Source organism: Pedobacter chinensis (assembly GCF_003339865.1).
GTDB classification, from domain to species: domain Bacteria; phylum Bacteroidota; class Bacteroidia; order Sphingobacteriales; family Sphingobacteriaceae; genus Pedobacter; species Pedobacter chinensis.
Window position 1 is genome coordinate 962301 of sequence record NZ_QPKV01000002.1, and the last position, 12585, is coordinate 974885.

At 38.3% G+C, this 12585-nt stretch carries 6 protein-coding genes; 2 read left to right on the forward strand and 4 right to left on the reverse strand.

Annotated elements, in window-relative coordinates; translation table 11 throughout:
* Positions 1-2 precede the first annotated feature (2 nt).
* Together DU508_RS05350 and DU508_RS05355 are read right to left on the reverse strand one after the other, a co-directional pair.
* Positions 3-1487: a RagB/SusD family nutrient uptake outer membrane protein gene (locus DU508_RS05350; RefSeq protein ID WP_199562646.1), complete on the reverse strand. Its 1485-nt coding sequence runs from the start codon at positions 1485-1487 to the stop codon at positions 3-5.
* Between the two features lie 8 nt (positions 1488-1495).
* Entirely contained in the window at positions 1496-4450 is a 2955-nt protein-coding gene (locus DU508_RS05355) for a SusC/RagA family TonB-linked outer membrane protein (RefSeq protein WP_115401769.1), read from the reverse strand.
* A gap of 397 nt (positions 4451-4847) precedes the next feature.
* Between DU508_RS05355 and DU508_RS05360 the strand changes: the two genes are divergently transcribed.
* Positions 4848-6164: an alpha-amylase family glycosyl hydrolase gene (locus DU508_RS05360; RefSeq protein ID WP_115401770.1), complete on the forward strand. Its 1317-nt coding sequence runs from the start codon at positions 4848-4850 to the stop codon at positions 6162-6164.
* Here DU508_RS05360 and DU508_RS05365 read toward each other — a convergent pair whose 3' ends face one another.
* Together DU508_RS05365 and DU508_RS05375 are read right to left on the reverse strand one after the other, a co-directional pair.
* Entirely contained in the window at positions 6165-7853 is a 1689-nt protein-coding gene (locus tag DU508_RS05365) for a DUF6377 domain-containing protein (RefSeq protein WP_147273590.1), read from the reverse strand.
* A 203-nt stretch (positions 7854-8056) separates the two neighbouring features.
* On the reverse strand, positions 8057-10504 hold the full coding sequence (locus DU508_RS05375) for an ATP-binding protein (protein ID WP_115401773.1): 2448 nt from the start codon (positions 10502-10504) through the stop codon (positions 8057-8059).
* 267 nt (positions 10505-10771) lie between these two features.
* On the opposite strand from DU508_RS05375, the gene DU508_RS05380 reads away from it, so the two are divergent.
* A complete protein-coding gene (locus DU508_RS05380) occupies positions 10772-12472 on the forward strand; it encodes a multicopper oxidase domain-containing protein (RefSeq protein ID WP_115401832.1) in 1701 nt (566 codons plus the stop codon).
* Positions 12473-12585 lie beyond the last annotated feature (113 nt).

Consider the following 12585-nt stretch of genomic DNA (forward strand, 5'->3'; position numbering starts at 1 on the left):
AATTAATAGCCTGGATTTTGTTTTAAACCTGAGTTAGCATTAAGTGCACTTGTTGGAATTGGGAACAATAACCTAAAGGGTTGAACTGCCGGAGCAAAGTCTCGTGCGAGCAGGAATTTATTAAACCTGATCATGTCTTGCCTGCGGTGTCCTTCCCAGTTCAGTTCAAAACCACGTTCGTTATACACATCTTCCAAAGTTGGATTGGCCGATAACGCACCTAAGCCTGCTCTTTGTCTGATCTGATCGATAAATGGTTTGGCCGCGGCTGCATTACCTAAACGCACATTGCATTCTGCTTGCATTAATAAAATATCAGCATAGCGATAGATAGGAAAATCATTCGATTCCCCACTTCCATTTTGTGGCGGAACAGGGAAAAATTTCACATTCCTTATTCCTTCGGTAGGGCCGGCTCCTGGATTATCAAGTGATGTCACATCCAATGTATAAGTTACTCCACCTGGTTGTGGCCCCACAAGAAATTGCTTTTTTCTAATATCATTATTGTCATATCTTTCATAGTATGTACGCGGAACTATTGTTCCATTCCATCCGCTGAAACCAAATAAAGCCACGCCGTTAGGTCCGTTTACGCTACGCAGTGCATAAATATTTCTTGAAACAATGTCTGCCGTGGCATAAATTGCAAGAATGGTTTCATCATCAGGTAATTTATCGCCAAACAATTCGTAGTATTGATAACCAAGCGGGCTTGCAGCATTTGCTCCGCCCGGATGAAGCGTAAAACCACCCTGAGCAACTTTATTGCAGGAAGCAAGGCATTCTGCCCATTTTGCAGTTCCGGTATATACCTCTGCATTAAGATAAACCTTTGCTAACAAAGCATATCCTGCCCATTTATTAAACCTGCCATAGTATACCCCACCCTTGGTTTCCATCAGTTGGTCAACGTTCTCGGTAAGTTCCTTAACAACGAAGTTATAAACTGTTGTTCTGCTGGCCTGTGGTATTTTATCTACTGTGATGTTATTATCAGTATAAAATGGAACTGATCCAAAATCATCTATCAAAAGGTAATAGAAGAAAGCACGCAAAACTTTCGCTTCTGCAATTTTTGAGGCCTCTGCATTTGATTGCTGTAGTTGATCTATTGCAAGGTTGGCAGTATAAATTGATTTATAAAGCCAGTTCCAGGTATTGTTAATGATGCCTGAAGTAGGCAACCATTGACGCTGATAAAGCTGAGCAAAATCGAGCTGCCAATCTCCTGTGTTTCGATGTGGAATTACCTGCTCATCTGATGACATGGTATTGAGGTCATACCAACAGTTATCAGCACCGGCATATCCGGTACCCCAGTTTCCCGATACTTGTGAATATACATTTGCAAGTGCTACATCAGCCCCTTTAGCTGAACCATAAAATTCTGTAGCTGAATATTTATCGTAAACATTCTCATTTATCTTTTTGCAACTCTGTGTTGCCACTGCGATAATGATAATGACTGTTAAAAATTTTTTCATGTTCATTATTATTTAAAAACCACATTTAAACCCAATGAGAATGTCCTTGTTCTTGGATAAATTCCACCGTCAGCGCCTGAGCCACTACCACCACTCACATTCAATTCGGGATCTATCCCGGTATATTTTGTGATCAATAATAGGTTTGCTCCGGTAAGTGAAAACCTAAGAGAACTCAAATATTTGATTTTCTCAGTTTTTACCGTATAACCGAATGAAAGGTTCTCCCATCTTAAAAAGGCACCGTTTTCAAGCCATAAATTTGAACTGTATTGTGAAGTGTATAATCCCAGCGGAACAGCACTTTCCAATACATTTGACTTACCTAAATTCTCAAAATAACTAAGGCTCGGACGGATGGTATTGTATATCTTGTTTCCGCCTGATCCTCTCCAAACCATTGAAGCATCAAAGTTTTTATACCTGAAACCTGGTGTGAAGGCATAAGTATATTTCGGAATCGCAGAGCCTTGAATAACCCTGTCAGGACTTTGATTTCCCTGATCTATAATTCCATCGCCATTTAAATCGGCTACTATTTCTGCGTTCGAGGCATTTTTCCCCGCATGCTGTAAAATATTGTAAGTTCCGATTGGCATCCCTTCAATCAGATAAGAATTTATGCCCCATGAAACATAATTCGTGTTTAAGGGAACACCTGCAATATTTCCACTCAAACTAATGACTTTGTTCCTTAGCAATGAGCCGTTTCCTGCAATCGTTAAAACAGTATTTTCAGTTTTAATTAAATCATAACTCAGGGAAAGTTCAAGGCCCTTATTTAATATACTGCCCACATTTGCAGTAATATTAGGGTATGGGAATGGCGGTTGAGGTACGGTATATCCAAATAACAGGTTATCAGTTGTTGCGGTAAAAGCATCAAAAGTACCAAATAAACGCCCGTTAAGTATGGCAAAATCTAAACCAACATTGGTTTGTTTACGTGTTTCCCAACGCAGATCGGGATTAGCATTCTGGCTTACCACAAAGTTTGTTATGGGTGCACCGCCAAAATAAGTTACACCAGAATAACCTACTAATTGTAATGAACCTTGTGGCGAAAGCCCTTGTTGATTACCGGTAACACCAAATCCTCCACGCAATTTAAGCGAACTGAAAATCTTCTGATTTTTCATGAAAGGTTCCTCGTCAATTTTCCAGGCAACGGATCCTGAAGGAAAATTGCCCCATTTGTGATTAACACCAAATACCGATGATCCATCTCTCCTGAAGCTGGCTGTTAACAGGTAACGGTTTTTATAAGAATAATTTACCCTGCCTAAAAAAGAAACCAGATTTCTATCATTTTTGTAAGAAGAAATATCGCCAGGGGTAACTTTAGAAAGATCGCCCAACTGGAGTGCATTATAGGTAGCAATATCATTGATAAAACCCTTTGCCTGCGCAAAATTTCCGTTATAGGTTTGTCCTTGTGTTTCATAAACAGCAACAGCGTCAAAACTATGATCGTTAAAATTCACTTTATAATTTAAGCTGATATCCATTAACTTCTCATCGTTGTGAAAATTATTGATGTTCGCGATGCCTTGATTATCAATTGCAGCAGCAACGGTAGAAGAGGCAGGCAAATAATATCCTGAATTTCCATCAACCTTTCTCCAGCTTCCAAACCAGCCTAAACTTAGTCCTTTGTATAATTGAAGATCTGCACGCAGACTGCCAAACAAACTGTTAATATGGTTTTCATTTACCACAGTATTGGCCACAGCATAAGGATTGATATATTGAAATACGTTTGGATCTGAATAATAAGTTCCGTCAGTATTGTAAACAGGATCTGTAGGCCGGGTTACATAAGTATTGGTAATTAAATTTGAACGGAAACTTTCTCTTCCAACTCCAGTAGGACTGTAATTGGTGTTATTGATACCGTTGTTCAGATTCATTGTTAAGGTCAGCTTATCATCAAAAGCTTTTTGAGTGGCCTGTAACCTGGCGATATAATTTTTATAATCAGATTTGATTACCGACCCTGTTTGTAAAATAGCCGAAACTGATGCCCTGTAATTAAAACTGTTGGCTCCACCACCAAAGGCAATGGTATGATTTTGGGTAACGCCTGTTTGAGTAAGCAGATTGTACCAATCTGTACTTGAACCATGGTTAGCAGAGGCAGGTACATTGTAAAGCTGTGCCTGTTCCCACCACTGGTCAGCATTTAACATCTTCAGGCCTTTTGGAAGTACATCAACAGACGCATTAGCGGTATAATCTACACTTGATTTGCCTGCTTTATTCTTTTTGGTTGTGATGATAATAACGCCTGGAGCACCTCGTGAGCCATATATAGCCGTTGCAGATGCATCTTTCAATACATCAACAGATTCAATCTCACTGGGTGGAACCTGTGTTAAAAGATCCATATTTCCCTGAACTCCATCAATAACCACTAAAGGATCATTCCCTCCAATTAAGGATGTGATTCCCCTGATTCTTACACTTGGAGAAGTTCCTGGTTCGCTCCCGGTTTGTGTAATGTTTACACCAGCCGCCTTGCCGGTTAATTGTTGTAAGGGATTGGTAATTGCACCCGGATTAAGATCTTTACTGCCAATTGTAGATACTGCGCCAGTCAAATCAGATTTCTTTACCGTGCCGTATCCAACAACCACAACTTCAGAAAGGGATTGTGCATTGGGAATCAATGCCACAGTAATCGACTGTCCGGAATTAATAATTTTTTCTATAAGATCGTAGCCTACATAACTGATGGATAAAGTTAGCGGACCTTTATTGGCCGAACTGAATTGAAAGTTTCCATCATTGTCTGTAGTAAGACCCTGAGCCGTCTCTTTCACTTTAATACTTACGCCAGGAAGCGGTAAATTTCGCTCGTCGACAATTTTGCCTTTAAAGACGTTGCTTTGAGCAAATACATTAATAGAAAAAATTAAGAGCAGTATGGAAAGACCATACTTGTACAAGTAAACTTGTTTCATATAGATTATATTTGGTTGAAAATGGTTAGCCGATCGTTAATGGCTTCGTTGATCAAAGTAAGAGAGGTTTTGAGGAAAAATCAATATCCTGAAATTTGAATATTAAAAATATAAAGAACAATATCAAATCAAATGATTGACTATCAGCTATTTAATCTAAAAAAGCAAGCTAGATAATATAGATAGTTTTTAGCATAAAAATCATAGAGAAGTAGTTAAAAACCAAAATGATACTTCTTTTCTCATTCATATTCATCTATATAAAAAATAAACGTAAACCACTTATTTATAAAAACTTAACTCTTATATTGAAAACTATTTTCTATATCTGGCCAGGCCTCATATCCATATAACCGCTATCAATCGTATTTTGGCCAATCAATCATAATACCTCTATATGAGAAAATTCCTGATCATCATTATTTTATTCCATTTTTTAGCAATAACGAGCGTCATAGCACAAAGCATTTCAAATTTGCCAAAGCGTAGTGATGTCATATTATATCAGATCAATATCAGGGCTTTCAGCAAAGAGGGTAACTTTAAAGGGATTTTATCCAGACTGGATTCCATTAAACATCTTGGTATAAACGTGATTTATCTGATGCCTGTTTACCCCATTGGTAAGCTAAATTCGGTTAATTCGCCCTATTGTGTGAGAGATTATACATCGATAAACCCTGAATTCGGAAAGCTGGAAGATCTGAAAACGCTTGTGGATAGCATTCACAGCAAAAAGATGGCTGTAATTCTGGATTGGGTTCCAAATCATACCGCTTTCGATCATAACTGGATAAAAAACAAATCATGGTATTTACAAGATGATACGGGAAAAATATTGAGTCCGCCAAATACAGGATGGTTAGATGTAGCTCAATTAAATTTCAAAAATATGGAGATGAGAGCGGAGATGATCCGATCAATGAAATACTGGGTACTTACTGCCAATATTGATGGCTTTAGATGTGATTATGCTGATGGCCCGCCATTTGATTTTTGGAAACAAGCCATCGATTCTCTAAAAGCCATTCCCAATCACAAACTTATGTTTCTGGCTGAAGGTAAAAGAAGTGACCATTTTAAAGCTGGCTTTGATTATAATTTTGGCTTTGCGTTTTTCGAAAACCTAAAAGAAGTTTATAGTAAAGGGAAATCAGTAAAAGTGATTGACAGCCTTAATATTGTTGATCACAAAGGAGCATCAAACGGGCAGCAGATTGTAAGATACACGACTAATCACGATGTAAACAGTTCGGACGGTGTTCCTCAGGATCTTTTTGGAGGAGAAAAAGGATCGATGGCGGCTTTTATAGTGGCTGCCTACATGAACAGCATTCCAATGATTTATAACGGACAGGAAGTTGGAACACCATATCAATTGGTTTTTCCTTTTGTAAACAAGAAAATAGACTGGAGCTTAAACCCAGGGCTGACTGCTGAATATAAAAAAATTATCGCACTGCGTAACAACAGCAAAGCATTGAAAAGTGATCAGGTAAAATCTTACAGTTCAGCAGATATATGTGCATTTACAAAAACAAAAGGATCAGAAAAGTTTTTCGTATTATCTAATTTAAGGAACCAACAGATTTCGTTCCCAACACCACAAAAATTAATCAATTCGAAATGGATAAATGCAATGACAGGAGCAGAATACCTGGTTAGAGACTTCATTATTCTTAATCCTTATACTTATCTAGTCCTTAAGAAATAATCATTCCAATAATTCCTTAACTGCCCTGATCTGCATAATTTTATCCTCAAATTCATCATTGGGTACAAATGAGCGGTTTTTGACCTTCGTTTTATAAGTGTAAATGGTGTTTACAGAATAATTCAGGATTTTAGCGATAGTCTCATTTTCATCAATCCCCAAACGAATCAGGGCAAATATCCGCAACTCCGTATTAAGCAAATGCTCAGCCGGGAGCTCTATCTGATAATCTTCAATAAACAAGGCATTAAAGTCACTAACAAAATTTGGAAACAGATTTAAAAATACTTTATCAAAACTGTGTGAAAGATTTTCTCTTTCTAAGTCGGTATTTAATTTTTTCAAAATCAAACTGATCTCATTGTAATCTCCTGATTTAATATTTTTCTCTATCGATCTTTTTAGTTTATCAATTTTTTCAATGTAGCTCGAGTGTATATTGAAAAAATAACCTATATATTCATCTTTGATCAGATTTGCTTCATCAAGTTTTGTATTAATCCGCGATAACGATTTATTGGATTTATCAAGTTCAGAATTAACTATCTTTAATGAGTCATTTGCAAAATTAAGATCAGCATTTTTTTCGATAATCAATCGATCTGCAATTCTCAGCTTTTTCAATTGTTTTAAAGTGATAAAAGCAAAAACAAAAACAATAACAACAAGAAGTGTAATCGTTGAGGCATATATTGTTAAAAGATTTTTTTGCTTCTCAATGCCATTTACTTTTTCACTTTGAATAATAGGCATGATATTACTGATCTGCGCTTCTCTGTGCCTGGCGCCATAAAAATTGGCATCATCAATAGCATAGTTGATATAATTGAATGCGGTTTTGATATCACCTTGCTGATAAAGGTAATTAGCCAAATTGGTTAATGCCACCCCCTCTTTTGTGGAATGAGTATTATCAATGATGGCCGCTTTAATTAAATTCTCCAGGCCAAGTTGGGTTTTCTTCAATTCAAAATAAGTAAAACTAAGACAACTCAGGTTAACAGCACTATCCTGATAAGATTGTTTTAAATGAAGAATCTGCTCATAAACATTTGAGGCTTTAAGATATTCCTGTTGACGTATTGACTTTAAACCTAAAGCAGAAAGGTATTCATAAGAATGAGGCTTGGCCCATTTGATTATTGAATCGCAATAGTTCAATCCAATGAGGTTGTATTTGCCATAATAATCACTGATTTTATCATAATCCGCAAGATCAAAATGACTTCGTGCCTGCAAAAACAAATATTCATATTTGCTTCTATCTTCAAGTTTAGATACATCCACAAGTTTTAATGTATCGAGCCCCTCTTTGAACATTCCTGCAGAAATAAGTACAAATCCCATTTTGATCTTTGAGATATGTATCTTTTTTTGATCATTAAGTAATCTGGCAGATTCATTCAGTTTTTTGCAATAAACATATGCTGAATCATGAATATATGATTTATAGGCATTAAAGAGCCTGTCATAATTCTCATAACGTTTTTGCAAAGATGAATAGCTTTGATAAAGATCGCCTCTTATTTTTTCGATATACTGAACCTTTTTCTGATCATAAATGCCTCTATTGGAAAGTTTACCATTTAAAACTTTTTGTAAGCTGTCTACATCCGCAAAAGCAGAAATTGAAACAAGTATAAAAAGAAAAATGAAAGGAAGAAATTTCAAATATTTGGTGTTTTCCACAGTCAGCCGGTCGGTTGTTAATATTAATCGCGTTTTGCTTTTCAGAATTCTGATTCGGACCTACAATATGATGAAAATTTATGTAATAATAAAATTTGCAAAATGGCCAGGTATCAGGTTTAATAATGAGCAATGGAATAAAAATTATTATCCGATTGACATTCCTTAGGATATTATATAAAAATTTTAAGTGTTCAACAAAATCATAAAACAACAGGCAGTTCGAACCAAAAAGTACTTCCCTTTCCCTGCACACTCTCGACACCGATCTTACCACCATGTTTTTCCACAATCTCGGCACAAATGTAAAGGCCTAATCCCAAACCTGATATTTGTCCACCACTATCATCTACCCGAAAGTAACGATCGAAGAGATGAGGAAGTTTATCCGGAGGAATGCCAGGCCCATTATCGGCCACCGATATCCTGACAATGTTTTCGGAATGTTCAGCACTCAGGTATATTTTTCTGGAATAAGGGGCATATTTAACCGCGTTATTCACAAAATTAATGATTACCTGCCCTATCCTGTGCTCATCGGCGAAAATCTCCAGTTCCCGGTTACCCAGAAAAATAAGTTCATGCGAATCATCCTGTTTAATATAACCGCAATAATCATCAAACATTTTTGACACATTAAACCATTTTTTATTTAGTGCCATATGCCCCTGGTTCATTTTGCTTACGTTCAGCAAATCGTCAACCAATCCGGAAATTTTGGTCATGCTCCTTATGCACTGTTCAATAAGCCTCGACATTCTGTCTTGCGGATTGGATTTGATACGCTCCAGCAATTGAAGCGAAGCCTTTAGGCTTGTAATCGGCGTTTTAAGCTCGTGGCTGGCGATGGAAATAAAATCATCCTTTTGTTGCTGCAGCCGTTTATATTCGGTAATATCCAGTATAGTACCGACCGTGCGCCGGCGTTTGCCAGCCTGGTCAAAGTAAACATTCCCCTGTATTCTTACCCACCTGATCGACTTGTCTGTGTGGATCAATCTGGCTTCAAAAAATATCTTTCCGGTAGCTTTTGCCTGTTCATGCGCCTCATCACTCAAATGTGAATCTTCAGGATGATATCTGGAGATCACTTCTTCCCGGGAGGCATTTAAACGAATATCAAAAATTCTGGCAAACCGCTCAGAGTATACCAACCGCCCGTTTTGATAGTCAAAATCAAAAGTGCCAATTTCAGCGGCGTCGATCGCCAAACGTATCCGCTCCTCCACATCTTCTATGTTTCGCCTTGCCATTACCTTCTCGGTAACATCAATTCCCACTACCATTACAGATGTTACCTGCCCATTGGTTTCAATAACTGGTTCATAAACAAAATCCAAAAAAACATTTTCAGGCACTCCGTTCTTAATCAATACCACTTCATGCTCCTTTGCAATGAAGGGTACCCCTGTATCAATAACCTGTTGAAATACCGCAGCATAACCTTCAGCTGCTTCAGATACAGCCTCCCAAATTTTTCGGTTTTCAACCTGATGACGGGACTTGCCCACCAACTGCAAATAACCATCATTGACCTCATTTACCACTAAATCTGTTGCCCTGATCACACATATCGCAAACGGGGATTGGTGAATCAGATTTCGGAAACGCGCCTCACTAACCAAAAGCTCATTATTTGCAGATTCCAGTTCTTCATTTGTTACCGCAAGTTTTTCGTTGGCAGCTGCGAGTTCCTCATTCGATGCAGTCATCTCTTCATTTATCGCCTGCATTTCCTCCGCAGCCTCCTCAATTTTCATTCGTGCTGTTACTTTTTCAGAAACATCTATCGCCACAATTATAATGGCCTCTGGCGTTCCTTGTGTATTGAGTATAGGCTCATATACAAAGTCTACATATACAGTTTCCTCAATCCCATGTCGAATCATAACTATTTCATGCTCATTGGCATGGTAAGCTTCTCCTGTGGCAAGTACGCGGTCAGTAATTGGTTCGTAAAAAGCCTTTGCTTCAACATTAACATCCCAATAGGGCGTTACCTTAAAATCATCACATTTTTTCCCGATGATTTCCAAAAAAAGATCGTTTACCTCCTCTACCATAAGCGGAGTTCCTTTAACAATGCACATGCCCACCGGTGCCTGTCGAACCACATTTCTCAGATTTTGTTGCTGAAGTTCACGGGACCTTATTGCCATGATCTTTTCAGTCGTTTCCACACAAATTACCAGCACACCGCTTATATTGCCATGCTCATCTTTAACAGGACTGTAGGAAAAGTCAAAATAACATTCTTCTGCATAGCCATTCCGTTCAAGAACCACCATAAAATCAGGAAAACCAACCGTTTTCCCATTCATTACCTCAACGAACATCGGACCGATTTTTTCCCAGATCTCCGCATAAGTGTCCCTTGCACTACCGCCCATAGCAGCAGGATGTTTGTCGAGCCCATTTATCGGCCGAAAAGCATCATTGTACAATTGGATATAATCTTTGCCCCAACAAATTAGCACTGGAAAAACCGTACTCAGCATCATGGACACGGTTTGTTTGAGTGCCAAAGGCCAATTTGCCGGATCACCCAATGGATTTCCAGACCAATCCTTAGCACGAATCAGTTCTCCCATTTCTCCACCGCCCTGAAGGAACGGTAACTCAGAATGATTTAGCAGGTAGTTTTCAGGCATTAAAAATTTCTTGAAGATATTATAGCATCAAATGTAGCATCTGCAGCTAAAATAAAAACAATCTTTTTAATGATAATGGTCAATCCAGTCAGAAAAACAATGCAATATTGAACACCGCAGTTGATTGTCTGCTCAAATCATGTAATCTTTAATTAAAATTATATAAAGTTCTTCCATCAGTCTGGGCTAAGTTTGTAATGAAAACGGACTGTCACTTTAACATTCAGTATAAAAAGAATGCATATTCAAAAGGCTAACAAGATTAAAATGAAAAATACCATAACAGTACTTTTGATTATCCTGACCCAATCTGTTTTTGCACAAATTGACAAAAAGATTATTGGCACAACGAAAGAAAGAAAAGAAACCCCTGTTTATACTTGTCCAATGCATCCTGATGTTCAGTCGGATAAAGAAGGTAACTGCCCGAAATGTGGAATGAAACTCATTACCAAAACGACAAATGCACCCAAAGGCAAAAATCAAAAACCAGATATGCCATCCATAAGAGAAAAAACTGATGCCGATAAACCGGAAGAAATGGATATGGAAAATCATTCTGCAATCTCGAATAACATCAAAAAAGCAAAGGCAAACCTTGGCCCTATTCATACGCTTTCTGCAACCGAGCCAAAAACAAGAAGATACGACCTCTATATTGCAGATACCATTGTAAATTATGGGGGCAGGGCAAAAAGGGCGATTGCAGTAAACGGCAGTATTCCTATGCCTACACTAACTTTTAACCAGGGAGATACCGCAGAGATTTATGTACACAACAGATTAAAAGAAGAAACTTCATTGCATTGGCATGGGCTTTTTCTACCCAACAGATATGATGGTGTGCCCAATCTGACCCAAATGCCTATAAAGCCCGGAGCAACCCATTTGTACAGGTTCCCAATTGTGCAGCATGGTACCCACTGGTACCACAGCCACACCGGACTTCAGGAACAAATCGGTATGTATGGTGCCTTTATTATTAAGAAAAGGAATGAGTGGGATATTCCTTCGATTCCTCTGATATTGAGTGAATGGAGCAATATGAATCCCAATGAAGTGAACAGAAGCCTGCATGCTGCTACCGACTGGTTTTCGATTCAGAAAGGCACTACCCAAAGCTATGCAGAGGCGATTAAAAGCGGTCACTTCAAAACTAAAGTTGCCAATGAATGGAAGAGGATGAATGCAATGGATGTCAGCGATGTTTACTATGATCAGTTTTTAATCAATGGCGAAAACCAGCATATCCAACCTCAGTTCAAAGCTGGCGACAAAGTAAGATTACGGATAGCCAATGCAGGTGCATCTTCCTATTTCTGGCTCCAATATGCAGGTGGGAAGATTACCGTGGTAGCTACCGATGGAAATGATGTGGAACCTGTTGAGGTAGACAGGTTGATCATTGCTGTTTCAGAAACCTACGATGTGGTGGTTACTATTCCGGAAAATAAGCATTACGAGTTTCTGATTACCCCGGAAGACCGCACGAAGTCAGCTTCATTATGGCTGGGCAGCGGAGAAAAGGTAACCGCCAGAAAAATGCCAAAGCTAAAGTACTTTGAGGGAATGAAAATGATGAATGGAATGATGGATATGAGCGGGAACATCACAGAAATGAAGGGCATGAAAATGCAGAATCAGATAATGGATATGAACATGGTTATGTATCCGGAAATCACTGGTTCAGCAAATCCTGAAAAGGAAAGCAATAAAACGTCTTCTGATTCCGCGATAAATATGGCAGCAGCTAAACCAAAGATTGTTACCCTGAATTACAATATGCTCCGCGATCCAAATAAAACGGTTTTGCCAAAGGGACCTGTACGCGAACTGAAATTCGACCTGACCGGAAATATGAACCGTTATGTATGGACACTAGATAACAAAACCGTTTCAGAATCAGATAAAATACTGATCAAAAAAGGAGAGAATTTAAGGATCATCCTTTACATGGAATTGCAATAGAAAAGTAGAGACCTTTTTATGCAGCTTCTGTTTTTTCCCCAGCGATGGTCTGCCCGGCTTGTTCGGGAGTGTTATAGTCCAATGCTGAATGCCTTCTCTTTCTGTTATACCAG